Raw genomic sequence first — 25,014 nt, 5'->3', positions numbered from 1 at the left:
ATAACAATATCGAGATAAAAACACGCATTTCACATGCTTATCCGGCCCTGAGCCCCGGCCGCGTTAGGGATTGCAACGGAAAACCTACAGCCCGCACAGGCCTTCGCGCGCAACGCCCAGGGCGAGGATTTGGATCCGCCAGCTGGCGGACCGGCCCGTTAGCTAACGGGAACGCCACTGTTTTGATTTCGGAATTGAGATTTTCGATTTCGAAGTTGAGAGGTTGTGTAATTCTATTTGACAGGAATAACAATATGGCAATTGTACACGTTTGCCCTGTATAGCATGCGATTGCCACGCTATCGCTCGCAATGACATATTATAAAATTCCGTGATCTTGAGCTTGTTTCAACATCCCAACGCTAAGCCGGGTGCTGAGCAAAGCGTTTACCTGTCGCGCTTATAAACACACCCTGCTACCGCGCATTTCCACCGCGCCCCCTCTCAAGAGGGGATTTTTTTTGCCCAGGGCAACTGCTGCTGTCACTGCTACCGCTACTAAAAAACAACTGCTCACTGCCACTGCTACTAAAAAACAACTGCCACTGCCAATAAAAACTGCCAACTGAAACTACTGCAACGACACCACCTTGTACAAAATCCAGCTATCGGTTTCGTAAACACGTTTGTAGTTTACACCGCTGTTTAGGCGGCGGATTTCGGGAATGTATCTGTCGTTGAGCTGCGTGTAGCCGGTGAATGGGTTTTTAGGGGTGGCTATCAGGATATAGTCGTCGTACTTGTAGGGGGTTTCAATGGCCGACAGGAACGTATCAAGTTGGTACGGCAGGGTTAGCTTTTTTACATTATTGGTAAATGCTACAATGGGGTATGATACGGCATCGTCCATCAGGATGTGCGTTTCATCGGGCAGCTTGTTGATATACTCTGCCATCTCCTTGCTTTCGCTTTGATCTGTATTCGGGTTCAGGCGGTTAAGCGTGGTAATAAAGCGGCGCTCGTCGGTAATTAGCGAATGGGTTAAAAAAATGTAGCCTGTATATAGCTGCAATACAATTACGAAGGCAAGTCCTAATTTAACTGCCAGCTTGTTTTTGATGGTATGCACCTTAAATACCATACACAGTAGCGACACAAACAAAAAGATAAGATAATACTGGTAAGTGAGGAACAGCTTATCGTACTTAATGTGCAAAAACTCTACAAAGGCAAACAGGGTGATAACGGTTAATACCTGGTAGGTACTTTCGCGCAGCAGGTACATGCCAAACAAAATGAGCGGGCAAAAATAAATTACCCTTAATGATATCAGGATGCTGAGTTCGGGCAGTTGATAGTTTACCGCGGTTGAAACGGTATCGTAATTAAGCTTATCAACCAACACGTTCCAGGTAGCCAGCGGACTTTCAATAAAGTAATTAAGATCGCTGGCATGGGTTTGGTTAAGCAGCTTGTAGCATATCAATGACGCTATTGGCAGTATAAACAATATCACATAAATAGCAAAGGTTTTATTGATGAGCTTACGCCTTAACGAGGGACTGTTAAAACTCATGAACAACCTGAAGATGGATTCCTTTTCGCCCAGGTTAAGGCTGGCCAGCGTTATAGACAACACCAGCGGAATAAAGAACAGCGTAAGCCAGATAAAGCGATAATCGCAAAAAATGAGCGTTACCAAACACATACTGGCTACCGATACGTGAAACGTGGTATTGGAGCGGTAAAACTTAAGCAGGTTAAGGAAAAACAGGTACAAAAACGTAACTACCAGGTAAATGGCTTTGCCCGAGCAGGCCATATAAATAATACCAGGGTGCAGCACAAAAAGAATGGCTACCATAAACAGGTAAAAATCGTCCTTTACCCTGATTAAAAATGAACGCGAAATAAGGTAGAACAAACCCGCCGTACCTATTGCCGATGCCATTACCGGCGCCAGGTAACTGTTTATTGACGAAAATATAAAAGTGGAGTAAAAGGGTAACAGCGGCGCAGTAAGGCCCATTACCTTAAGGCGGTTGCCAAGCCCTTCAAACACTATTTTGGTTTTTTCGATATAAAACAGGCTCTCCTGGTTATAGTAGCCCAACTGGTTAAGGTAGATACCTATAAACAGGTACCAGCCTGCCAGTGCAAGGGTAAAAATAAACAGGTATGTACTTTTGGCAATTTTCATTTAACAACGTTTGTGGGGTTATTAACCTTACTTAAACCGTGGTTGGTTTTTTCCCAGTAAAACGGATTGGTGATAAGCTGATACAAACCCATGTATGCGGCAACCGAATGCAGCAGCCAGTAAATAGGATTGGCTATAGCAAACAAAATAAGCTCAAAATAACGGCGCTTAAATACGGCCATCATGTTGATATAGATCATGAGGATGTTGCCCACCATGAGGTTAAATATCGACATGAACAGCACCCAATCCGGAAACAGGTTGCGGATGGTTGAAAAATCAAATATCAGGTAACACACAAAGATGATAAGCAGCACCGGGTAAATCAGGAATGTTGCCGATGTGGCACCGATAAAAAAGTTAAAACCCAGGAAGCCTTTAAAGCCTATCCTTTTTATAAGGCCTACCGGGTTACGCATGTGCACCAGGTAGGTTTGCATATAACCCTTGATCCAACGCGAACGCTGACGGATCCAGTTCCAGTAGTTGTTGTTGGCTTCCTCGTAGGTAGATGAATTTACGATGGCTACCTTATAGCCTTTGGCATAAGCACGAACGCCAAGATCGGCATCTTCCGTTACGTTAAATGGGTCCCAGGCGCCAAGCTCAACCAGTGCATCCATTTTAAAGTGGTTGCTGGTGCCGCCAAGCGGGATGGGGATATCAAGTGTATCCAGGCCGGGCAGCATATAATCAAACCAGTACGAATACTCGAGGGTAAACATCCGGGTAAGGAAGTTCTCGTTGCGGTTAAAGTAGTTGAGGGCGCTTTGGATGCAGATATAGTTTTCGGGGAGCTTTTTAAACAGGGCTACCACTTTTTTAAGCTGATCGGTATCCGGGATATCCTCGGCATCATAAATAGTGAGGTACTGCCCCCTTGCAAAATGCAAACCGTAGTTACATGCCTTGGGTTTGGTTTTAGGCATGTGGAAAGGCACCACAATAACTTCAAACACCGATGGAAAGTCGAGATTTTTTACCGCATTCAGCGTTTTCTCATCATCCTCTTCAATAACCAGTTTAATATCCAGTTGCTCGCGCGGATAGTCGAGGCTCTGAAGGTTCCAGATAAGTTTTTTGATCAGTTTATCTTCCTTGTAAACGGGCAGCAATATGGTGTAAATGGGCAGCTCATCGTTTACAATATTGGCGAGGTCTTTTTTAGTAACGGCCTGATGCAGTTCAAAGCGCGAGCCTACCAGTGCTAAAAACAGCTTAAAGATTATCGCCACTAAAAAAAACGAACTGATAACCAAGTTAATGCCGATGGATACTGTTTTAAAGTTAAGGAACAGGCCAATGGCAATAATGCCCCATATGATAAAAATAAAGGCGAGTTGCCGTGGTGTGAAAGTTGTTGATGCCGAACTTTTAGGATCGCGTTTAACCAGGTCAAAAACTGCTGCCTTAACATATTTATCACCCAGAAGCTTGTGGCTTAGCCAGGTAATTTCAAGGTCAGACGCTACAATAACTTCAGGTTCAAGATCGTAAGTAAACCTTACAAAATCCAGGAACAGGTCATTACCAGGGTCGGCCATGATGGTAACCACCTTATTATTTTCGATACGGAGCGGAAGGCCCAGTTGATCGTTCACAAATTTCAGCTCTGCCTTGTCCAGAACATTTTGGTCGAAGGCTTCATTGCGGATGTCGGCAAACTGGTAGCCGGCATTACCTAAAGCGCGTTCGTAATTTTTACGGGAAACATAGCCAAAGTTAAGGGCTATTTTAAGGTATGACATACCCGATCTTTCCGAAAAAGCGTGGATCTTTTCCTGGTCGGCCGGCGAAATAAATCCGTGGGCAACCAAAATTTCAGGAATAGAAATACTCAGTGTATCCATATAAGGTGTCTAAACAAAAGCTAAAAGAGCCTCACCCCGGCCCTCTCCAAAGGAGAGGGAGCTCTTTTTTTAAGCCCTCTCTAAGCTTTTTTTCTTAAAACCCTCTCCTTTGGAGAGGGCTGGGTGAGGTATTAATCGTTAAACAGATCTTGCGATTTTTGAACTTTCGAACGCACATACAGGAACGAAAGCAGGATCAGGATCAGGATGCCTAACAAAATGTACAGGTTATAGCTGTCCCAGAAACGGGTAAGGCCGCTTTTGGTGTCAATATATTCCAGGTTTTCGCTCGATTTGTTGATGTTGAACAGGTATTTGTTAGAGTTAACATCAGAGATACAAACGTTGCTCGACAGGGTTGAAAGCTGCTCGGTAATTGATTTTGATACCGCCAGAAAAGCTTCGGCAACATGACTACCCGTTGCGGTAAGCACCAGCGTAGCGTTATTACTTCGCCCGTAAAAGATCTGGGCTAAACCGTTTGATACCGTATCCGACAGGGAGTAAACCGGTTTATTGTTATCGGTATAGTACAACCTGAAATCTTTATCAAACTGAATTGGCGCATCGGCAAACTCCTTCAGGATCTTGTCGTCCTTTGAAAGCAGGGCTATGATGTTATTTTTCTTCAGTTCATTAACATCAATGTCTTTTGAGTAAACAAACTCAGGGAAGTTATTGGCGTTGATGTTATTGTTAAGCTCATAAATGATCTCGCCCATAGCAGCGGCGGCATATTTAGCGTATTGCTCGCTTACTACAATTTTGGTGGTACCGCTGTTAAATGCTTCAGGGTATTGGTAAAAGCTCAGGTCGCTGGTGATGAATGGGTTTTTCGATTCAAGGTATGATTTATCAACATCAACCTCGGCAAAAAAGTTGGTGAAGCTGTTGCGGCAGTTGCCATTGGTTGGGTAAAACCTGAATTCGGCCTCAAGCGTGTTGTATTTATGGTGCTGATAGCGGTTAATGGTAATTGAGCTGTTCAGTTTACCTGAAGCGTCAAGCTTTTCACTGCTGATCAGTAAACCATTCAGGTATATATTGAAGAAACCACGGTCGCCAGGGGCAAGACCGCTGTAGTTAGCTACAAAACGAATCTCCACTTCCTTAGGGGTGAAGCTAAAATCACTATTCTTAAAGCTGTAAGCGCTTTTTAACGAACCAATACCTGATAGAAAATCACTTACACCACCAATTTGTTTCAATGATAATTTCGAGCGGTTTTCATCAATGGTTTTGAAGAAGGTATTCTCGGCTTTTTCAATCAGCAGGTAATCGCCATAGGTTGAGTTAAGGATATTCATGTTACCCAAAGCAGTAATGGCTTTTTCATAACCTGTAGGATCGCCACCGGTAACAAACAAGATCTCTTTAGGGGCTTGCTCCTGTGTTACTGTTTTAACAGGGGTAAGCTGGCCTTTAACATCAATCATGCGGGTAATGGTATCCGTTATAAGGCTCACCGATTTATGCAGGTAAAACAACCCTTGCGAAGCCTGTGGTGTAACTTTTACCAATTCGCGCTGATCTGCAGGCAGTTTATCTACAGTACCTACCCTGATGTAGTTGCGCACGCTATCGGGCAGTTTGCTTTCTTCATAAACCGCTATTTCACGAGTTTGGGTCTTTTTTAACCTCGAATAAGCCCAGGCCACAGCCTTAAGGTCATGCAGGCTTGGGTTTGAAGGATAAACAATAGCTTTTTTTGAATCGAAGCAGTTGCTGATATTTACGTTATCGAAGAAGTTTTTATTGCTTTTAACCAAACTCAGGTAGGAGTAGTTCTTGATTTTTAACCACATGGCCGGGTTATCAAGGTCCTTACACTGGTCGTCGGTAATGGTAAGCAGGGTTTTAACCTGAATTTTCAGGAACTTATCCGGGCTCAGGTCGGCACGGCTCAGGTTAAGGGTGATCTTCTGGATAGAATCCGGACCTAAGCGGCTGCTGTACGCCGGTTTATTATTAATAACCAGGTTAATGTATGAATGTGATTTTATCAGTGCCTGCGATGGTTCAAAGAATAACACCAGCTTACTGCCATTCATTTCAACCAAAGGCGTGATCTTGAAATAAAATGAAGTTGCACCGCTCATGCCATATATCATGTCATCTTCATGGCCATAAGCTTTAAAGGATGCAATGCTGTTGCCCTGAGCCTGTGAAGCCGTGCTGAATAATAAAATAAAGGCTAATAAGGTAAAAAACTTATTCATTGGGTATAAATATTAATTTATTACGTAAAATTCTACTCTGAAATAATTGCCGTTGTCATCGCTGCGGTAGGTTAATTCGCCGCCCATTTCCTGTGTCATCAGTTTGGCAATTGATAAACCCAAACCCAAACGGCTTTCGGTCATGCCATGGGTGTCGTTAAGGGTTTTAAGCTTGTTGAACATCATCTCCAGTTCCTGCTGACCAATGGCTATACCTTCGTCAATGATCTCGAAAACAAATTTCTGACGTTGCAGACTGGTTATTACTTTAACGGTATTATTGGTTTGCGAAAACTTAATAGCGTTTGATAACAGGTTTTGAAACACCTGGCCTGTAAAAACCCTGTCGAGCCTTACGTTTAGGGGTAGTTTCAGGATATTATCTACCAGGTGGATGTTTTTCATTTGGGCCGTTTCATACAAGCCTTTATAAACGTGCATTACTTCAACGTTGATATCAAAGATCTCCATGTTAAACTTCATCTCCGGCGATTCGATCTCCTTAACATCCATCAGTTTGTTAAGCATGTATTGCATTTTCTCGGCCGATTCGGAGATATAACCAACAAACTCTTTCTGATCGGTACTGAGCCTGAAATCCTCTTCCTTAATCATGTTGTTACTCATCACTATGGAGCCAATGAGGTTTTTAAGATCATGGCCTGCTATGTTAATGAAGCTATTTTTCTGACTATCGAGCTTGCGGAGCTGCTCATACTGCAAATCGATCAGGTTATTTTTTTCGGCGATATCCTTGTTTTGCTGTTTAAGCTGCTCGTTTGATTTTTCGATCATGATCTGCGAGCGTACCTCACGCTGGATAACTTTGTAACGTGCACCAGGTATTAAGCAGGAAATACCTGCAATGATGAAGAAGATCTGCCCGCCGTTGCTTAAAACCAGATCAAGGTTGTATTCGCTCAGCAGGTTAAAGAAAATGGCAAGTAACAGTAATGCCATTAAGGTTTGGATGATAGAATTTAACGGCTCCCAAAACACCTGCAGGTTAAAAAACAGCAGTGTAGTAGCAAACAACATAAAGTAAATGGTCAAAAACTGAATATTTACCAGGTTGCACAATATAGCTGCCGTGACCGAGAGCATAAAAAAGCTGATATGCAGCAATATGCGATAACTGAACTGTTTATGCTGAAAATAGCTAAACAGGCCATATATGATCAGGATGGTAATAATGCGGATAATGAAAAACTGCAGCCAAAAATTTGTAGCGTAGATAAAATCAACAATGCTGAAAAGCGGGTATAAGAATATAATTGTCCAGATTATATTATTGGTTTGGTACCATGCTTTTTTTGAGGTCTCTCTAATTAATTCTTCGTTAGTAATTTGAACAAACATTATTCGTTATCTTGAATTGTAATTAAAAATTAAGGCCGTTGTTTAAATTAATCCGGTTAAAATATTGGTTAATAAAAATATTCGTTATACGATAATTCAAACAAGTTTGTTGTTGCTGGTGTCAATAGCAATAACCTCCGTTGCAAAAAGTCGTCCAAATCCTGAACAAGCGCGTTTAATGGCGTTTCAACGTGCCAAAAATCTAAATAATGGCATCAGTATTTCATGGCTCGAGCAAACCTGGAATGAAAGTTCTCTGGCTCAAAACGCGCCTAAAAAATCTGATTTTCTGCTGCTCAAAAAACTGGGCTTTAAAAGCATCAGGTTGCCTGTGGCTTTTACTTCCTTTAATCCTAAAACAAATGCACAACTGTTTACCTACATAGATAAAGTTATTGAGCAGTGCGAAACTTACGGATTTAGGCTGGTGATAGATTACCATTATGGCCGTTTAAGCGATAATAATTATCTTACCGAAACACCACTGATAATTGATTTGTGGCTAAAATTAACCAAAAGGTATAAAACTGCAAGTTATGACAACCTTTATTTTGAGATCTATAATGAGCCGCCCCATATCAACCCCAAAGTGTGGAAAGATGCCGCGTACAATATCGTAACTGCCATCCGTAAAATCGACAAGCAACGTACGCTGATTGTTGGCGCTTCAAACTATAACAGTATCTACGAGTTAAGCAGGTTTGAAAGGCTTGCCGATGAAAATATTATTTACACCTTTCACTTCTACGAACCTTTCTTTTTTACCCACCAGGGTGCAAGCTGGGTGGGCGACCAGGCGGCTACCACCGGGGTATCATTTCCATACAATGCGGAAAATTTTCCTGCACTTAATCCCAAAGCAAAAAATACTTCAGGCGAAAGTAACTACCATATGTACCCGCGCGATGGTAACGAACAATCAATAAATGATAAATTACAAATTGTTAAAAACTGGGCGCTTAAATATGATGTTCCTGTTATATGTGGCGAATATGGCGTGTATAATAAATACGCGGATCCGGATAGCCGGTGCCGTTACATCAAAGCCGTACGTAAAGCGTTAAAGCGGCTTGATATTCCCGGCATACTTTGGGAGTATAATAGTAGTTTTTCGCTGTTTAACGGCAGGCCGTCTATTGCGAATTTGCCCCTGTGTATGAAAGACGCAATTAGCGCCACACAGTGAAATTTTAAACATTAATGTAACAAATTTAGTTACCTTTGCTCACTAATATACAGTTATGAGATTTTTTGAAGAAAAGCGCAGAGAAGTAATGGTGCACATCGAAAAGTTCATGTTAGAAAAAATACATGAATACCTGAAACCGATTGACACCATCTGGCAACCGTCTGATTTTTTGCCCGATTCTTCGAGGGATTCTTTCTTTACTGAAATTAAGGAATTACAGGAAAGCGCTGCAGGCCTTTCATACGATCTGATTGCCGTTTTAATTGGCGATACCATTACCGAAGAGGCCCTGCCTACTTACGAATCATGGCTAACCATGGTTGAAGGTGTATCTGACAGCGAAGAAGGTGGCTGGATGAAGTGGACCCGCCACTGGACTGGTGAGGAAAACCGCCATGGCGACCTGCTGAACAAATACCTGTACCTGTCTGGCCGTGTTGATATGCGCATGATGGAGATCTCTACCCAATACCTCATTTCTGATGGTTTTGATATCGGTACCGGTCATGACCCTTACCGTAACTTTATATACACTTCTTTCCAGGAGCTGGCAACCAATGTATCGCACCGTCGTGTAGCTTCACAGGCAAAAAAATACGGTGATCCCCTGCTATCAAAAATGTGCGGTGTTATCGCATCTGACGAAGCTCGTCACGCCAAAGCTTACAAATACTTTATCGAAAAAATATTTGAGGTAGACCCAAGCGAGGCTATGATAGCTTTTGAAGATATGATGCGCAAAAAGATTGTGATGCCTGCCCACTTCCTGCGTGAAGTTGGTTTAAAGGTTGGTCAAACTTTTGGTCACTTTACCGATGCTGCACAGCGCTTGGGCATTTACACCGCTATCGACTATGTTGATATCCTGAAAGAGCTTTTAACCGACTGGCATATCGAAAGCATAACAGGTCTGGATGAAGCCGGCGAAAAAGCCCGCGATTATGTGGTAAACCTTCCGGCCCGCTTACTTCGTGTAGCCGAACGTATGAAAAACCCAATGCTGGAGTACAAATTTACCTGGATAAACGGGTAAGCAATCAAATAACTTTAAGGAGAGATTCTATCCACGCGTCATTGCGAGGTACGAAGCAATCGCGAACTATACAGGGCGAACCTGTAAATCGGTGGTTGCTTCGTATCTCGCAATGACGTCTTTTTTATAAGGTCTATTAAGCTTGGCCCACAATTCACGCTACGCCTCCCGCTCTATTTTATACCCCGGCTTTTTATAACCTTCGGCAACATAATTTTCGGGGATCTGGATATGGCTTCCATCACGCACTGCTGTGAAATGCGGCGACATGATCTCCATGCCTGCTTCATTAAACTTATCTTGTATGTTTTGGTATAAAGCAGAATAGATGACCGCCATTTTACCGGGCTTATCAGTATAGGCGTTTATCTGGTAGCTTACGTTAAAATCATTTAGCGCGGTTTGCAGCACAAATGGTTTTGGTTCGGCAAGTATCCCCTCCGTAGCCTCCGCCGCGTTGATGAGCAGGTTATGAATTGTTTGCCAGGGCGCGTCATAACCAATGGTAACACTGGTGTTCAATATCAATCCCAAAGTTTTTGACGACGAGGTATAGTTAATTGTAGCGCCACTTAAAATGGAGGCATTAGGCACGGTTACATCTTCGTTTTTAATGGTACGCACACGGGTAACCAGCAGGTTTTTCTCAATTACATCGCCCATAATTTCGCCAACCTTTATCCTGTCGCCAATTTTAAAAGGACGCATATAAGTAAGTACAATCCCCGACACCATGTTAGATATAGCAGATGATGATCCCAGCGAAAACAGCACACCAATAAAAACAGTCACTCCCTGAAATACTTTGGATTGAGAGCCGGGCAGATAGGGAAATATCACCACAAACATAAAAGCATACATCAGCACACGGATGATATTGTAAGTTGGGATAGCCCATTCGGGATAAAAACCTTTTAAGGTGATGGCACCGTTGGCAATTTCGGTAGCTACAAACTTTACCAGTTTCACAATGTAGCGGGTAACCAAATAAATAACCGTTATGGTAAGCAGGTTAGGGATAAAGTGAACAATAGCCAGCAATATACTTTTCAGCGGATCGACCACAAAACCAATAAGCTGCGTAGCTATAGATTGCGACGAAGGGAAAATATAAAATAACACCGGCAAGGCCAGGTAAACCAGCAACAGGATAATAAGCAAGCGCCCGATATTGATCAGCCCGCTGATAAAAGGAAGCAGACGCGAAGCATAAGCTACAGGAGCCCCTTTTGCTGCCAGCTTTTCAACCCTGCGCTCCCAGGCCTGTATGCTTTTTAGTTTTACCCACCTGAATCCTTTATTAACAACCCATATCAACACGATAAGCAATATGATAACAGCAACCGCTTCCAGCACATTGGTTATCAATTGCTTTGGGCTATTGCTTTCAAAAACATTGCCCAGCTTGCTTTTAAGAATAGCCAGATAACTCGCTGCCAATTGTGGCCTGGTCAATTCGGAGTAAGAAGCATCGGCATTATTAACCCCCATGATCATTTGCCCGTTGTAGGTTATCAGGGACATGGAAGTATCATTTTTAAGCGTCAGTGAATCGGCGTTAAAATCTATCCGACTCATGAGGGCTTCAATACGTTTGGTAACTATTCCGGCCCGTTCCTTTGGGTCAAACAAGCCCTGTGGGGCATAAAACTTAAACAGGGTATCCCGGTTAACAATTACCGGTTCACCATTTTTTTCGGGGAGTTTTTGAGCCTGTGTGGTGAACACGGCAAACAGAAAAAGGATGAGCAGGTTGAAAAATTTAGGCATAGGGATGTTTTTCTGTTAAAGCTAAAAATTATTTAGCTCATTTCAACCTGCCTACCATTAGCGTATTTATCCCTCCTGCACCAGATCTGTACCCAAATCACCTGCTACATTACCAAACAGGTCGTTCAGGATTGATTCAACAGTAAGGGAATTTACATCATCTACATAATGTTCATTACGGGTGATCCATAGTTCATGACCATTGATCGCAATGCTAAACAAAACGCCATCATAAACAGCAGGTAACGAAATGGTCACTTCTTCGCCTTTACGCTCAACTGTAAAATTTAAGTCGCTTTGACGTTGTTCATGAAACAAGGTGTTCAGTTTTTCGTGTAGTAGCAGGTACAGTTGATTAATGTCGATGTCGGTATGAAGGGTGATGATTTTCATAATTTGGTATATTAGCGATGTATTAAATAGTACAAAACAGAGCGGGGGATTGTTTGGGAAGACGAGCTTCGCACCCAATTAGGCTATTATAATATGTCATTGCGAGGAGGAACGACGAAGCAATCTCGTAGCTATACAGATCGTACATGCAATGGCTACGGGATTGCCACGTCGCCCCCTCGCTCCTTCCCCATGCTGCTCCTCGCAATGACATGAGTTTTATAACCATAGCTATGATATAATTTAAACAATAATTGCAAAGCCCTGAGCAATATTTTAGATTCGTGCAACGCCTTATCTAATGCAAATACACCAATACTTCGTTTATATTTTAACAAACAAAGCTAATACGGCATTATACGTAGGTGTATCGAGTGATTTACATAATAGGATATTAGAACACAAGGGAAAGGCATATAAGGGCTATACGGCTAAGTACTCATGCGATAAATTAGTTTACTTTGAACAATTTCAATGGATAGATGATGCTATAGCCAGAGAAAAGCAGTTAAAAGCAGGATCGAGACAAAAGAAAATTGATTTGATAATCGCAACTAATCCATCCTGGGGAGATTTAAGTATCGACTGGTATGATTAATCTGTACAGTTGTAATGCATTGGCTACGAGATTGCCACGCTCCGCTCGCAATGACATATTTTTTTAATAATACACAAAACATCACCATATATGAATTACAAATTATTGGGCCGCTCGGGCCTTAAAGTTTCTGAACTATGCCTGGGCGCTATGGGTTTTGGTACCGAAGGTGGCTGGGGAGCCGAAAAGGATGCCAGCTTTGCCATTATGGATGCCTTTGCCGAAGCAGGCGGCAATTTTATTGATACCGCCAACGTATACAAACTGGGTACCAGCGAAAAGATCATTGGTGAATACCTGGGCAATCATGATCGTGATTATTTTGTGCTGGCAACCAAATACACTTTAAAAGATAACACCACCAATCCCAACGCGTCGGGCAATAACCGCAAAAACATGATGCGCAGTGTGGAGGAAAGTCTTAAGCGCTTAAAAACCGATTTTATTGATGTGCTGTACCTGCACATCTGGGATAACATCACCCCTATTGACGAGGTGTTGCGCGGCCTGGACGACCTCATTAAACAAGGCAAAGTAACCTATGCAGCTATCAGTGATACTCCAGCCTGGGTAGTATCAAAGGGAAACACCCTGGCCGAACTGATGGGCTGGAGCCAGTTCATTGCTTTACAGGTTGAGTATAGCCTGCTGGCCCGCACGGCAGAGCGTGAGCTGATCCCGATGGCGAAACACTATGGCATGACAGTTACTCCATGGGCCCCGCTGGCCGGTGGCGCTTTAACAGGCAAATACCTGCGTGGCGAACAAGGCCGTGTAAAAGCTGAAAGTAACCGCCGTAACAACAGGGCGCAAACTATCACCGAAGCCGTTGTTGACATAGCTGCCGACCTGGGCGTATCCGAAAGTCATGTTGCCCTACAGTGGATGATGGACAGGGATTTCAGCTGTATCCCCATCGTAGGTGCCACTAAAATTGACCAGCTAAAGGATAACCTGAAAGCAATTGATACCAAACTATCTCCCGAACATTTCAAAAAGCTTAATGAGGTAAGCGCCATAGAATTAGGTTTCCCAGGCGATTTTTTTAATGAGGATGCTGTAAAAATGAACAGCTTTGGCGGGTTTTATGACAGGGTGGAGAAAAGGTAATTACCCCTTGCCTTATATAAAATGTCATTTCGATTGAGCGAGGGCTGACTTGAGCATAGGGGCGAAAGAGAAATCTTATACATCATGTTAAGATGTTAAGCGTTTTACAGCATGGCGTATAAGATTTCTCCTCCCCCCTGCTCTTTCCCTAACCGGTTCGTCGAAATGACAATTTGATATTTATTGATGCCCTAAAACCGCTTCAAATAATTCTTGCTGATAAGCTCCCCATAAAGTATTCCGCTGTGCTGATCCATCGTAAACCATGGTGAGCCATATTGCAGCACCTGGATGTTTTGTGCAGGCATAAAACTTTGCGCCAGTAAAAACTGCTTTTGATGGACTGCGTTTTCCGCCACATCCAGCACAATAAAACAATGCCCAGGCGAACCGCCGTGGATAAATACATCTCCCGGCTTAAGATCGTTAGGGTTTGACACCGCTTTTAGCTCCTTTTGCAATGATATAGTACCTGCATAGCTGAACACCAGGTTCATGTATTTTAAAAACGTTTGGTATGAATAATCGGGTTTGGCTTTTAAAACCCAATGGTCATTTTTATAGCGGTAACCTTTGGCGTAGTGCTCATAATCGCATTTAAAACCGCTGGTGAAGTTGAAAGAAATATCGCTATACTTTTTTTGTTGATAAAGGTATTCGCCACGTAAGCGCATTACCGCGTCGGCACATTGTTGCAAGTCCTGGTTACCCACGCTCATATCGATAACCGCGGCAGTGTAAACGTCCGTCCGGGCAATATCCCCTTTGTAAGTTTTAGTTGGCGTACCTGCAGGTTTTAAAGGCAAAGCCTGTAGCCAGGCCCCGAAACTACCGGGCGAGGCCGGGATACGATGATAGCCTGCGGGTACTGCAAATCTTTTAACTACATTATCCGGAGGTGGGGCAATGTTGATATTCAAAAGCAGCAGCAGGCAGACAATCAGGACTTTCATAGTGTTCGGGCTTTTTTTAACTGTTCATATGGATTATAAGGTACGGGGATCCCGTCAACCAGTTTAAATTCCGAAAAATGCAGGTGCGTTGGCGAACGTTTTTTATAAGCATTATAACCTGTACGGCCAACCTCAGCAATTTTCTGCCCCTGCGTAACATAGCTGCCAGGCTTAACAAAAATGGCGCTGTTATGGGCATAATAGGTAAAAACAGCCGCCTTAGGATGATAGATCCAGATGAACTTGCCGCCCCGCATATTACTGTTTGATTCCCATTCGTTACAGCAGGCTATCACCCAGCCATCGTCAACACTAAGCACATCAACAGGCTTACCGGTATGGTCATCAATATAGTCCTGGTTTTTATCATTAATAAAAATATCATGGGCGGGATGAGCGCCGTGTTTGTTTCCATCCAGATAACGGTAACCTTTATCAAAATAACCATTCCCGTGCGTGCCGCCTATCGCGCTGCTGTTATACCCTTTAAGCGGGAATACCCATTGCAGTTTGGGCTGAATGAATTCGGCACGCAGCATTTCAAGTAAAGCAATTCGTTTTAATACCATATCGAATTGCTTCTGCGCCTCCGCCTTTTTTATGCCGCCGTTTAAAACCGCGTTATTAAAACTGTTGAATTTGGTGAAAGCAGCTGTATCGCGCTGAGCCAAAGCTCCGGTACTTACCAATAACAAAGAAAAAAACAGGATAAGTTTTTGCATAAGGTTTATAATCAACAACATTAACTAATAAACAGATAAAATATTGCTACCTATCCGGATATCACATTTTAATTAAGTATTCAATAGGATATTAGGAATAGCGAAGATGTGTGGCGTATACATCAGGGTCCTCTCTGAGAGACCCTGATGGGACGTTTAAATATTGCTACCCTATCCGGATATCATATTTATTAAGCAACCCAGGCAAACCATGAAGCGAGAACTTCGCTTTCTTGATGATATTATCATCCGGGTCAATAATGAAGTTATAAGACGTACTCAGGTCGGCATTTTTAAGTATGGTGCGACTAAAGAACGCGTTTTTAAGATTGCAGTTGTTGAATTTACAATCGGTCAGATCGGCTTCCGTCAGATCGGTTTCGATCATGGAGCAATCGGTATATGTAGCCTTTTTGTTCTTCTTTTTGTAAAACACGGCATTATCCAAAATGCAATCCTCAAAATGCACCTCGAATAAAAAGTCGTTTGCCTTGCCAAAGTTTACCCCGCTTATTTTGCAATGTTTAAAGCGGATATTTTGCAAACCGGTATTTCCTAACTCTGCAAGAAGCAGGTTGCAGGTATCAAACAAACAATCAACGAAAGTGATGCCCGCAAATTGGGCGTTAGAAAAGTCGCAGCCGATGAATTTGCAGTTTTCGTAAGTAGCGCCGGTGAGCTGCCCGGCAGTTATTTTAGTAAAAGTTTGGTCTTCGAAGGGTAGGGTTTGCATGGTAGCAAATGTAAAGTTTAACAGTAACATGCCCCCCGGGTAGCAAGCGATTTGAAGAAAAAATGTATGTTTGAGTTGAAACCTACTGTTGATTTTAACTTATTAGCCTTATCAATAAACATGGGAAACACCTATACCCAATTATATATCCATTTTGTATTCGCGGTAAAATATCGTGCATCTTTAATTGACGAAACATGGGCAGAAAGATTACGACAATACATAACTTCTATTGTTCAAAAACAAGAACATAAAATCATCGCCATTAATAACATGCCAGACCATCTACACTTATTTGTAGGCTTAAATCCTAACCAGGCAATTTCGGATTTGATAAGAATAGTCAAAAGTGATTCATCTGAGTGGATCAACAGAGAAGGATTAACGCACGGCAAATTTCAATGGCAGCAGGGGTATGGTGCTTTTAGTCACAGCAGATCCCAAGTAAGTAAGGTTGCCAACTACATTGCAAATCAACAAGAGCATCATAAAAGGAAAACATTTTTAGAAGAATATCAACAGATTTTAAAGGATTTTAATATCGAGTTTGATGAGCAATACATTTTCAAATTGCCAGAATAAAATGCTTTATAAGTGGAGCTCCTATGGAGCTCTGAAATATCTGTGATAACATATTCTACAGACCTGTTGTCCCGCTGGGACAATCACAACGTAGAGATTGATTGGCTACGACAGGATTTAAGAACCTAATTAATTGCACCATAGGTGCAAAAGGTCTGTACAAACAAAACAAATAAAATTCTTAGTGTGCCAGAGGTACACAACTCCGGCGTTCCGTACCTCTGGCACGGGTGTTTTTGGATATACTATTGCTACAAACCTTTACTTCCTTCCGGGAGATTTCGCTTAACTCAATTACTCGCTGGGACAATCACAAAACAGAAATTGATTGACGGCATTAGAAGTTAATAGCATGATTGGTTGCACCAGAGGTGCAAAAGGTCTGTAGAAAACAAATAATAAAATTCGTTGTGTANTGTGATAACATATTCTACAGACCTGTTGTCCCGCTGGGACAATCACAACGTAGAGATTGATTGGCTACGACAGGATTTAAGAACCTAATTAATTGCACCATAGGTGCAAAAGGTCTGTACAAACAAAACAAATAAAATTCTTAGTGTGCCAGAGGTACACAACTCCGGCGTTCCGTACCTCTGGCACGGGTGTTTTTGGATATACTATTGCTACAAACCTTTACTTCCTTCCGGGAGATTTCGCTTAACTCAATTACTCGCTGGGACAATCACAAAACAGAAATTGATTGACGGCATTAGAAGTTAATAGCATGATTGGTTGCACCAGAGGTGCAAAAGGTCTGTAGAAAACAAAATAATATTTCATAGTGTGCCGTAGGTACACAACTTCTAAAATGTGATTATAAATATCTATCCCCCCATCACTGGCACAGCTATTGTTTTAACTAACCCGTATCAAAACTATACGCTATGAAAGCATTGAAGATAAAACTGGCCACGGTGTTACTGGGATTAACATTAGGCGCTACTGTCCCGGTTTTGGCACAATCATCAAAAGATACATCATCAGCTACCACTAAAGCCAATGGCGCTGGTGCCGGAAACGGGGTAAGCCAGGGCGCACCCGGAACGGCTATCGTATCGGGTACGGGAACCGGCACTTTGCAGGATAGCGATAAAACCAGCGTACCCAGCGGCGATGCCGGTGTTAAACAAATTACCGACCAAAAAACGGTGAATCCATCGCAAGTGACGGGCTACTGGATTTTGGGCGCCTTTAGCTTTATCGGCCTCATCGCGTTAATCCTTCTTCGCTGTACCCGGAAAGTTAACCCGTAATTAGTTTACCTCGATGATCCTGATGCCCCAGGGCTCCAGTTTTAGGCTGGCATCTTTGCTGATATTATCACCTGATATCAGCTCTTTACCATTATTATAAGGATAGGTGAAGCTGGTTTCACTGGCCGAATAATTGAAATAATAATGCACCGTTTTACCACCCTGGTTTACCCCTTGTTTGGTGATAACGGGCCAGGCTATTTGCTGATCGGCCCCCCATAAGCCGATGGATTTTATCTCGTCGGCAAGCAGCTTATCAGTAACAGCGCTGGTGGTGAGCGTACCAATATAGGTAGCTACCCCCTTGCCATATTTGTTTTGAGTAATGGCCGCATACTTACCCCAAACCGGGTGATCATAATAAGCCAATACTTTGGCTGTGGTTGGGGTGATCAGTTCCATCCAGGTGTTTAGCTTTTTATCTTCGGGTTTCAGGTTCCAATCATCTACTTTTAATGAAGCGTTGCTTGGCTCGGTAAACTGGCTGTAGTAAATACCGCAAGCCTCGTCAATAATGCCCGGCTGATGCGTAGTGCGCACCTTTACATTTTCATCGGCAAAGCCACTTTTACAGGTATAAATGATATGCCCGCCGTTTTTAACATAGGCGTTAAGGCGTTTTAGCAGGCTATCGGGCGCGGCATACAGCAGGGGCACTACAAGCAGTTTATAGTCTTCAATGTTTTTGCTTGTCGGGTCTACAAAATCGCAGCCCACGTTCATGTGATACAGGCCATCATAAAACTGACGTAACACATCGTTATAGCCGGTTCGTGTTCCCCAGCCAAAGCCGAAAGCTTTAAAACCGGTTAGCGCTTCGTTGCTGAACAGGATAGCTACATCGTTTTTCTTTTTCAGGTTGATGAGCTTGCTGCTTAACCTGTCGAAATCTTTACCTATCGTTTTAGCTTCGTCATAAACCGGGTTGGGTTCAAAATCATGGCTTAACAAACCTTTCCAATAAGTTTCGGCAGAGTTATGGATAGAATGCCATGGCCAGTAGCTTACCATGTTGGCACCCGATGCCAGGTGACTAAAAGCCTGCAACCTCAGCTGACCAGGATATGGTACCCATTGCGGAAAACCCTGCGCCTCGGTTTCGATAGTCAGATAATTTTTACCGCCTTTCATGGAGCGGGCTACATCGCCCCCAAAAGAAATTTCCACGCCGGTAAGTTTATCCTGGCTGGGGTGATAAATATCTATGCCTGCAATATCCAAAGCTTTGGCTGCTGCAAAATGATCAACATCGGGTTGGATACCGAATGAATAGCCGTGCCATTCCAAGTCGAAGTTTTGGGTAATGAACTGGTCGGGGCGTTTATATTCGCGCACTATGGCGGCCTGCCATGTTAAATAATCGGTAACCAGCTGGCGCTGAAACTTGGCAAACTCCGACGAAAGACTACCATTAATAGTATTAACCATCGATGGAAAGTCGTCCCAGTTATTAATGCGGTTACTCCAGTAATCGAGCCCAAAAATGTGGTTAATGTTATCCAACGTTTTATATTTCGCCTTCATGTAGTTAACAAACAGCGCCTGCACATTTGGCCCTGCCGTTCCATACGATTTGGTTTCGTTATCTACCTGGTAACCTATCACCGCCTTGTTATCTTTCACATGCTCCATAATCTTTCGGATAACACGCTCGGCATAAAAACGATAATCTTTATTAGTGATATCCATATTTTGCCTTGGCCCGTACTGGTTTTGGCCCGATGGGGTAATGGCCAGAATCTCGGGATGCTTTTTTACCATCCATGTAGGTACGGCATAGGTTGGCGTACCTATAATAACGCGGATCCCGGCTTTTTGCATGGCGTTTAATACCCTGTCGATATGCGTAAAATCGAAAACACCGTCCTGTGGCTCTTCCGTGCTCCAGGTCGATTCGGCAATGCGCACCACGTTAATGCCGCAGGCTTTCATCATTTGCACATCCTTTTCCAGCCTTTCATAAGGCATATATTCGTCATAGTAAGCTACCCCGTAAAGCAGCTTATCCATTTTAGGATATTGAGCAAACGCAGACGCGGCAAAAACTATTTGCGCGATAACGAACAGCAGGTATTTCTTGTTCATAAAAAGCAGTATTTAAGATAATTGGCTTGCGCTGATGAAAGTACGAATTAATTGTATTTTTAACACACATTAATAAAATATTTTATGATGTGAAACAGATGTAGTAGTACACAACATTTTTATTGCTGTTTAAAAACTGATATTAGCGCCCTGTTGTAATACCATTATAACCTGTTAATATCCTTTATGAAAACAGTTACCCGTACCCTGCTCATCCTGATGTTTTGCTGCGCGATGAGCGCCAATGCGCAACAAAAGCGCCTTACTTATTGTAACCCGCTTAACCTTGATTATGGTTATACCCCCTTCGAAACCTTTGCCGGTTGGGGTAAGCACCGCGCCACTGCCGACCCAACCATGACCCTTTTTAAAGGTAAATATTACCTGTTCTCGACTAACCAGTTTGGTTACTGGTGGAGCGATGACATGCTGAACTGGAACTTTGTTTACCGCAAATTCGTCCGCCCGTATAATGAAGTAAAGGGCGATGAGCTTTGCGCACCCGCTACATTGGTTTTGGGCGATACCCTGCTGGTGATAGGATCTACCTATAATAAAGATTTTACCCTATGGATGAGCACCAACCCTACGCATGATGACTGGAAAGCAGCTAAAGACTATTTTAAAGTAGGCGCATGGGATCCCGGTATGTTTGCCGATGATGATGGCAGGGTTTATATTTATCATGGTTCCAGCAATACGCTGCCGCTTTACGGGCAGGAGATAGACAGGCATACCTTCGAGCCTATTGGCCCTAAAAAAGAGATGGTAAAGCTTAACCCCGAAGAGCATGGCTGGGAGCGTTTTGGCGAACATAATGATAACGTATTCCTGCTGCCGTTTATTGAAGGCTCATGGATGAACAAGTACAAAGGCAAATATTACCTGCAATTTGGCGCTCCCGGTACCGAGCAAAGTGGCTACGGCGATGGCGTTTTTGTGGGCGATCATCCGCTTGGGCCTTTCACTTATCAAAAGCATAACCCATTCTCATACAAACCCGGTGGCTTTGCCAAAGGCGCAGGTCATGGCGCTACCTGGGCCGATAAGTATGGCAATTACTGGCATATCAGCACCATGGGCATCTCGGTAAAAAATAACTTTGAGCGCCGCATCGGTTTCTGGCCTGCCGGATTTGATAAGGATGGTGTGCTGTACAGCAACACTGCCTATGGCGATTATCCGCACTACTTATCCAACGGGCCCGAAGATCATCTGAAAAGCAATTTCACCGGCTGGATGATCCTCAACTACAATAAACCTGCCGAGGTTTCGTCAACCCTTGGCGCTTATGCCGCCAACAACGCTGTGGATGAGGATATCAAAACCTACTGGAGCGCCAAAACAGCCAACAAAGGCGAATGGTTTAAAACCGACCTGGGCAAGGTTAGCACGGTAAACGCCATACAGATAAACTATGCCGACCAGGATGCGGAGTTTATGGGTAAATCATTAGGCGTATATCACCAGTACATCATCTACTCATCCATCAACGGCAAAACATGGCAGCCCCTTATCGACAAAAGTAAAAACCGTAAAGATGTACCCCACGATTACATCGAACTAAAAACCCCAGCCAAAGCCCGCTATATAAAAATGGTGAACCTGCACATGCCAACAGGTAAGTTTGCCCTATCCGGCTTAAGGGTATTTGGCAAAGGTGCCGGTGCCAAGCCCGATACCGTACAAAACCTGATAGTACTGCGTGGCGATAGTGAGCGCCGTAACGCCTGGCTTAAATGGAAACCTAATGATAATGCAACAGGCTACACCGTTTACTTCGGTATAGCGCCCGATAAACTGTACAACAGCATGATGGTTTACGGCAAAAACGAATACTATTTTAATGGAATGGATAAAAGCCTGCCATACTATTTTCAGATAGAAGCGTTTAATGAAAACGGCATTTCGGCAAGAACAAAGGTTCTGAAAGTAGAGTAATGTTGACTCACCCCGACATCGCTGCCCTCGTCCCCCTCTTTGCTTCGCAAAGAGGGGGATTTTTTACTACCTACCTTCTTTCCGCCAAAGGCGAAGAGAGGGTGGTCCAGCGAAGCACAGACCGGGTGAGTAAACTATGCATCGTATAAGATTATTGCTAAATTTAGCGTTTCTTAGAAGCTATTTTAAGTTAATAAATATGGTTTTCGGATAGGTAACTTCATTGCTGTTGGTTTTAACCAACGGGATAATGAGCAATTCAAAGAGGCTTTAGCCTAAATCCGCTTGTATAATTAGGCTAAAGCCAAGACCTTTTTTGCTTTTTTACCGTTGGTTAAAACCAACGGCAATGAATGTATATTTAAACAGCATCTTACATATTCAAATATTCTTTAACATAAGGCGTTAACTCCCCCATGCTAAAAACCATCCTCCCTATCATTATAACCGTAATGCTCGGCATTACTGCCAAAGCCCAACAAGCCGATAGCACCCTGAAAAAATCGCCCATAAAAACACTTAATGATAAACAGTTTACCCAGCTAATTACCGGCGAGTATTTATTTGACGATATTGAGCAGGTAGCCCGGCTTAACCATTACCCCATGCCCGATGCCTCATTGAAGTTTAAAAAAGAGCTTAGTCTGAGCCCCGTACAGGTTACCAAAATAACCGCTATAGCTACCGAGCTGCACCGCAAACGGATAGAGATGGGCAATTTTATAGTAACTAACGAAACCACGCTTGATAAGCTAATGAAAAAAGGAACGGATAATGGCAGTATTATATTTTACGCCAACCGCTCGGGATTGTATTACGGAGAGCTCCGGAATGCCATTTTACAGGCCTGTTTAAGTACCGGAAACGCCCTTGCGCCACAGCAAATTACCAAGTTAGAAACACTCAACGTTCATAATTGAAAATATACCATTTGATTTGCTTAATTTAGCGCCTCCAAATAAAGTGTATGAAGATTACGTTTGATTTTGAAAAACCACTGGCTGAGCTACAGCAGCAGATAGAGAAGGTGAAACAGGTTGAGGAAAAAAACAAACTCGACATGTCGGCAACCGTTGCCGAACTGGAAGGCAAGCTGGAAGAAGCGAAAAAAGATATATACAACAACCTTTCAGGCTGGCAAAAAGTACAAATTTCGCGTCACCCCGAAAGACCGTATACCCTGCAGTACATCGAGCTGATGTGTGATGATTTCATTGAACTGCATGGCGATCGTACTGTAGGCGATGACAAAGCCATCATTGGCGGCTTCGGCACGCTGAATGGCCAAACCGTTATGTTTATCGGTCACCAGAAAGGCCGTAATACTAAAGAGCGCCAGTACCGCAACTTCGGTATGGCAAACCCCGAAGGTTACCGCAAGGCATTAAGGCTCATGAAAATGGCCGAGAAATTCAACAAGCCGGTTGTTACCCTGATAGATACTCCGGGAGCGTATCCTGGCTTAGAGGCCGAAGAACGCGGTCAGGGTGAAGCCATTGCCCGCAATTTGCTCGAAATGTCGGTATTGAAAGTTCCCGTAATTTGTGTTATCATTGGCGAAGGAGCATCGGGCGGTGCGTTGGGTATTGGTATTGGCGATAAGGTGCTGATGCTGGATAACTCATGGTATTCGGTGATTTCGCCCGAAAACTGCTCAACCATCCTTTGGAAAACCTGGGAAAACAAAGAACGTGCAGCCGAAGTACTTAAATTAACCTCGACAGAGATGTTAAAAAACAAGCTTATTGACGGCGTGATCAAAGAGCCTCTTGGCGGCGCACATCAGGATCCTGTTGCTATGGCCGGCATCCTGAAGAAACAATTACTAAAAGACCTCAAAATCCTCACAGAACGCAATATCGATGAGCTTGTAGCCGAGCGTATCGACAAATTTTGCTCAATGGGTGTGGTTAACGAATAAGATATTTTTTTGATAGCAAGAGAGCTGCCCCTAAAAGGCGGCTCTTGTTGTTTATAGGCAGATTTTACCGAATACCCCTATGGCATCTCCTCTATCACGTCATTGCGAGGCACGAAGCAATCGCGAACTGCACAGAGAGATCCTCCTACAGCTGCTCCGTAATTCGGGGATTGCTTCGTGCCTCGCAATGATGTTGGTGAGTTCAGGGGGGACGTGGCGGGATGGCAGCAACTGGCCGCAATACCCCATCCCCCGGGGGCGGACGGACACCTCACCGCCGATAAACAAGAAAGGCCCGCCGAAACCCGGCAGACCTTTTAAAATTCTTTTTGAGCCCGTACGCTTACTCTTTGCTTTTCTTTTTAGCCGGTTCAACATATTTTTCGCCGAGGGCTTCCAGTGCCGCAATTAGCTTTTTGCGTTCCACATTGTTATCGGGCACGGTAGCCAGCTTTTCGCGGCGGGCTTCCTCCACTTTACGGATCTTCTCGTCGAAAGCTTTATTGATCTTATCAAGCTCAGGGGTGGTATCCAGTTTGGCTATTTCTAATTTAATTTGGGCTGCTAATTTTTCAAATTCCATGAGGCTATTTTTGGAAGCGCAAACATAAAAAAATGATTCTAAGTTATTATTACCACAATAAAAAGTATGTGCGTTAACTTGTAATTTTTGTTGGTTCGGTATGTATAATATCCTATCAATTTTATGATACCCGATCATCAGTAAGTGTCGGGCAAAAACGGCAAAACAATCTATAATTAAATAATTGCAGGAGCATAGTAAGTTTTTCGGGTAGCACTATAGCTGCAAAAGTTTATATAATAAAACAAGCGGCATTTTGTGTGCCTGAGGCCAATGTCATTAAGTTAAGAGATTGACAGGCTGCACCAGAGGTGCAAAAGGTTTGTAGAAGCAAGATATAGCAAATTTTTAGTGTGCCAGAGGTACGCAACTTCCGCCTTCCGTTTCTTTCGCCAGCCTCTTTAATAGCTATACTGCGATAACCCTATACCATTCTCCTTAACTTAAAACCTTACACCCGGATTCTGTCGAAGCATTACCATTTGTCCGGGAATTATTAAATAATATAATGGGCGTTGCCTTCGGCCGGGCTATACGCTCATACGCCTGCAGGCCTTAAGCGCGGGCCGGTATCCGC

General features: G+C 43.3%; 20 protein-coding genes. 9 read left to right on the top strand and 11 right to left on the bottom strand.

The window, feature by feature from the left end; genetic code table 11:
• Window positions 1-571 precede the first annotated feature (571 nt).
• The 4 genes from DUL71_RS00100 to DUL71_RS00085 all read right to left on the bottom strand — a co-directional run bounded on the left by DUL71_RS00100 (window position 572) and on the right by DUL71_RS00085 (window position 7,568).
• A complete protein-coding gene (locus tag DUL71_RS00100; RefSeq protein ID WP_114936219.1) occupies window positions 572-2,140 on the bottom strand; it encodes a hypothetical protein in 1,569 nt (522 codons plus the stop codon).
• Window positions 2,137-3,990 (bottom strand): glycosyltransferase family 2 protein, encoded by a 1,854-nt coding sequence (locus DUL71_RS00095; protein ID WP_114936218.1) that lies wholly within the window; start codon window positions 3,988-3,990, stop codon window positions 2,137-2,139. The genes DUL71_RS00100 and DUL71_RS00095 overlap by 4 nt, the downstream gene beginning before the upstream one ends.
• Window positions 3,991-4,121: 131 nt before the next feature.
• A complete protein-coding gene (locus DUL71_RS00090) occupies window positions 4,122-6,209 on the bottom strand; it encodes a cellulose biosynthesis cyclic di-GMP-binding regulatory protein BcsB (protein ID WP_112572879.1) in 2,088 nt (695 codons plus the stop codon).
• Window positions 6,210-6,221: 12 nt separating this feature from the next.
• The gene (locus tag DUL71_RS00085) at window positions 6,222-7,568 is read right to left on the bottom strand and encodes a sensor histidine kinase (RefSeq protein WP_112572877.1); all 1,347 of its coding nucleotides are present in this window, start codon (window positions 7,566-7,568) and stop codon (window positions 6,222-6,224) included.
• 178 nt (window positions 7,569-7,746) lie between these two features.
• On the opposite strand from DUL71_RS00085, the gene DUL71_RS00080 reads away from it, so the two are divergent.
• Both DUL71_RS00080 and DUL71_RS00075 read left to right on the top strand, forming a co-directional pair.
• The gene (locus DUL71_RS00080) at window positions 7,747-8,754 is read left to right on the top strand and encodes a glycoside hydrolase family 5 protein (protein WP_114936217.1); all 1,008 of its coding nucleotides are present in this window, start codon (window positions 7,747-7,749) and stop codon (window positions 8,752-8,754) included.
• A 55-nt stretch (window positions 8,755-8,809) separates the two neighbouring features.
• Entirely contained in the window at window positions 8,810-9,790 is a 981-nt protein-coding gene (locus tag DUL71_RS00075; RefSeq protein ID WP_112572873.1) for an acyl-ACP desaturase, read from the top strand.
• Window positions 9,791-9,949: 159 nt separating this feature from the next.
• Here DUL71_RS00075 and DUL71_RS00070 read toward each other — a convergent pair whose 3' ends face one another.
• Together DUL71_RS00070 and DUL71_RS00065 are read right to left on the bottom strand one after the other, a co-directional pair.
• Window positions 9,950-11,560, bottom strand: coding sequence for a mechanosensitive ion channel family protein (locus DUL71_RS00070; RefSeq protein WP_114936216.1), 1,611 nt, complete (start codon window positions 11,558-11,560; stop codon window positions 9,950-9,952).
• A 66-nt stretch (window positions 11,561-11,626) separates the two neighbouring features.
• On the bottom strand, window positions 11,627-11,953 hold the full coding sequence (locus tag DUL71_RS00065; protein ID WP_114936215.1) for a hypothetical protein: 327 nt from the start codon (window positions 11,951-11,953) through the stop codon (window positions 11,627-11,629).
• A gap of 301 nt (window positions 11,954-12,254) precedes the next feature.
• Here DUL71_RS00065 and DUL71_RS00060 point away from each other — a divergent pair, with 301 nt between their 5' ends.
• Both DUL71_RS00060 and DUL71_RS00055 read left to right on the top strand, forming a co-directional pair.
• Window positions 12,255-12,551, top strand: a complete 297-nt coding sequence (locus tag DUL71_RS00060; protein WP_208645456.1) for a GIY-YIG nuclease family protein — start codon at window positions 12,255-12,257, stop codon at window positions 12,549-12,551.
• A gap of 90 nt (window positions 12,552-12,641) precedes the next feature.
• Complete coding sequence (locus DUL71_RS00055) at window positions 12,642-13,661, top strand: aldo/keto reductase (protein WP_114936214.1); 1,020 nt, start codon at window positions 12,642-12,644, stop codon at window positions 13,659-13,661.
• A gap of 191 nt (window positions 13,662-13,852) precedes the next feature.
• On the opposite strand, the gene DUL71_RS00050 is transcribed toward DUL71_RS00055, so the two are convergent.
• The 3 genes from DUL71_RS00050 to DUL71_RS00040 form a co-directional block, all read right to left on the bottom strand.
• Window positions 13,853-14,614 (bottom strand): DUF4846 domain-containing protein, encoded by a 762-nt coding sequence (locus DUL71_RS00050; RefSeq protein WP_114936213.1) that lies wholly within the window; start codon window positions 14,612-14,614, stop codon window positions 13,853-13,855.
• The gene (locus DUL71_RS00045; RefSeq protein ID WP_161964348.1) at window positions 14,611-15,336 is read right to left on the bottom strand and encodes a M23 family metallopeptidase; all 726 of its coding nucleotides are present in this window, start codon (window positions 15,334-15,336) and stop codon (window positions 14,611-14,613) included. Before DUL71_RS00045 ends, DUL71_RS00050 begins: the two co-directional genes overlap by 4 nt.
• Before the next feature lie 166 nt (window positions 15,337-15,502).
• Complete coding sequence (locus DUL71_RS00040) at window positions 15,503-16,069, bottom strand: pentapeptide repeat-containing protein (RefSeq protein ID WP_161964347.1); 567 nt, start codon at window positions 16,067-16,069, stop codon at window positions 15,503-15,505.
• A 120-nt stretch (window positions 16,070-16,189) separates the two neighbouring features.
• Between DUL71_RS00040 and tnpA the strand changes: the two genes are divergently transcribed.
• Both tnpA and DUL71_RS00030 read left to right on the top strand, forming a co-directional pair.
• Window positions 16,190-16,651: an IS200/IS605 family transposase gene (tnpA, locus tag DUL71_RS00035; RefSeq protein WP_114937411.1), complete on the top strand. Its 462-nt coding sequence runs from the start codon at window positions 16,190-16,192 to the stop codon at window positions 16,649-16,651.
• Window positions 16,652-17,538: 887 nt separating this feature from the next.
• Window positions 17,539-17,907, top strand: a complete 369-nt coding sequence (locus tag DUL71_RS00030; protein WP_114936210.1) for a hypothetical protein — start codon at window positions 17,539-17,541, stop codon at window positions 17,905-17,907.
• Here DUL71_RS00030 and DUL71_RS00025 read toward each other — a convergent pair whose 3' ends face one another.
• Window positions 17,908-19,992, bottom strand: coding sequence for a beta-galactosidase (locus DUL71_RS00025; RefSeq protein ID WP_208645455.1), 2,085 nt, complete (start codon window positions 19,990-19,992; stop codon window positions 17,908-17,910).
• A gap of 186 nt (window positions 19,993-20,178) precedes the next feature.
• Between DUL71_RS00025 and DUL71_RS00020 the strand changes: the two genes are divergently transcribed.
• The 3 genes from DUL71_RS00020 to DUL71_RS00010 all read left to right on the top strand — a co-directional run bounded on the left by DUL71_RS00020 (window position 20,179) and on the right by DUL71_RS00010 (window position 23,854).
• A complete protein-coding gene (locus DUL71_RS00020; RefSeq protein WP_244228668.1) occupies window positions 20,179-21,933 on the top strand; it encodes a family 43 glycosylhydrolase in 1,755 nt (584 codons plus the stop codon).
• Between the two features lie 416 nt (window positions 21,934-22,349).
• The gene (locus DUL71_RS00015; RefSeq protein WP_114936209.1) at window positions 22,350-22,853 is read left to right on the top strand and encodes a hypothetical protein; all 504 of its coding nucleotides are present in this window, start codon (window positions 22,350-22,352) and stop codon (window positions 22,851-22,853) included.
• Between the two features lie 47 nt (window positions 22,854-22,900).
• The gene (locus DUL71_RS00010) at window positions 22,901-23,854 is read left to right on the top strand and encodes an acetyl-CoA carboxylase carboxyltransferase subunit alpha (protein ID WP_114936208.1); all 954 of its coding nucleotides are present in this window, start codon (window positions 22,901-22,903) and stop codon (window positions 23,852-23,854) included.
• 343 nt (window positions 23,855-24,197) lie between these two features.
• Here DUL71_RS00010 and DUL71_RS31820 read toward each other — a convergent pair whose 3' ends face one another.
• The gene (locus DUL71_RS31820; RefSeq protein WP_154402286.1) at window positions 24,198-24,437 is read right to left on the bottom strand and encodes a hypothetical protein; all 240 of its coding nucleotides are present in this window, start codon (window positions 24,435-24,437) and stop codon (window positions 24,198-24,200) included.
• Window positions 24,438-25,014: the final 577 nt, after the last annotated feature.

Source organism: Mucilaginibacter endophyticus (genome assembly GCF_003351025.1).
Taxonomy (GTDB): domain Bacteria; phylum Bacteroidota; class Bacteroidia; order Sphingobacteriales; family Sphingobacteriaceae; genus Mucilaginibacter; species Mucilaginibacter endophyticus.
Note: the sequence above shows the minus strand (reverse complement) of the source record. Positions and strands in the feature narration are given on the sequence as shown.

Excerpts from the sequence above, each read along its gene's own strand:
- DUL71_RS00075 (WP_112572873.1), top strand. The coding sequence starts at position 8,810 with ATGAGATTTTTTGAAGAAAAGCGCAGAGAAGTAATGGTGCACATCGAA.
- tnpA (WP_114937411.1), top strand. The coding sequence starts at position 16,190 with ATGGGAAACACCTATACCCAATTATATATCCATTTTGTATTCGCGGTA.
- DUL71_RS00045 (WP_161964348.1), bottom strand. The coding sequence starts at position 15,336 with ATGCAAAAACTTATCCTGTTTTTTTCTTTGTTATTGGTAAGTACCGGA.
- DUL71_RS00050 (WP_114936213.1), bottom strand. The coding sequence starts at position 14,614 with ATGAAAGTCCTGATTGTCTGCCTGCTGCTGCTTTTGAATATCAACATT.
- DUL71_RS00100 (WP_114936219.1), bottom strand. The coding sequence starts at position 2,140 with ATGAAAATTGCCAAAAGTACATACCTGTTTATTTTTACCCTTGCACTG.
- DUL71_RS00055 (WP_114936214.1), top strand. The coding sequence starts at position 12,642 with ATGAATTACAAATTATTGGGCCGCTCGGGCCTTAAAGTTTCTGAACTA.
- DUL71_RS00090 (WP_112572879.1), bottom strand. The coding sequence starts at position 6,209 with ATGAATAAGTTTTTTACCTTATTAGCCTTTATTTTATTATTCAGCACG.
- DUL71_RS00085 (WP_112572877.1), bottom strand. The coding sequence starts at position 7,568 with ATGTTTGTTCAAATTACTAACGAAGAATTAATTAGAGAGACCTCAAAA.
- DUL71_RS00025 (WP_208645455.1), bottom strand. The coding sequence starts at position 19,992 with ATGAACAAGAAATACCTGCTGTTCGTTATCGCGCAAATAGTTTTTGCC.
- DUL71_RS00065 (WP_114936215.1), bottom strand. The coding sequence starts at position 11,953 with ATGAAAATCATCACCCTTCATACCGACATCGACATTAATCAACTGTAC.
- DUL71_RS00015 (WP_114936209.1), top strand. The coding sequence starts at position 22,350 with ATGCTAAAAACCATCCTCCCTATCATTATAACCGTAATGCTCGGCATT.
- DUL71_RS00070 (WP_114936216.1), bottom strand. The coding sequence starts at position 11,560 with ATGCCTAAATTTTTCAACCTGCTCATCCTTTTTCTGTTTGCCGTGTTC.
- DUL71_RS00010 (WP_114936208.1), top strand. The coding sequence starts at position 22,901 with ATGAAGATTACGTTTGATTTTGAAAAACCACTGGCTGAGCTACAGCAG.
- DUL71_RS00080 (WP_114936217.1), top strand. The coding sequence starts at position 7,747 with ATGGCGTTTCAACGTGCCAAAAATCTAAATAATGGCATCAGTATTTCA.
- DUL71_RS00040 (WP_161964347.1), bottom strand. The coding sequence starts at position 16,069 with ATGCAAACCCTACCCTTCGAAGACCAAACTTTTACTAAAATAACTGCC.
- DUL71_RS31820 (WP_154402286.1), bottom strand. The coding sequence starts at position 24,437 with ATGGAATTTGAAAAATTAGCAGCCCAAATTAAATTAGAAATAGCCAAA.
- DUL71_RS00020 (WP_244228668.1), top strand. The coding sequence starts at position 20,179 with ATGAAAACAGTTACCCGTACCCTGCTCATCCTGATGTTTTGCTGCGCG.
- DUL71_RS00030 (WP_114936210.1), top strand. The coding sequence starts at position 17,539 with ATGAAAGCATTGAAGATAAAACTGGCCACGGTGTTACTGGGATTAACA.
- DUL71_RS00095 (WP_114936218.1), bottom strand. The coding sequence starts at position 3,990 with ATGGATACACTGAGTATTTCTATTCCTGAAATTTTGGTTGCCCACGGA.
- DUL71_RS00060 (WP_208645456.1), top strand. The coding sequence starts at position 12,255 with ATGCAAATACACCAATACTTCGTTTATATTTTAACAAACAAAGCTAAT.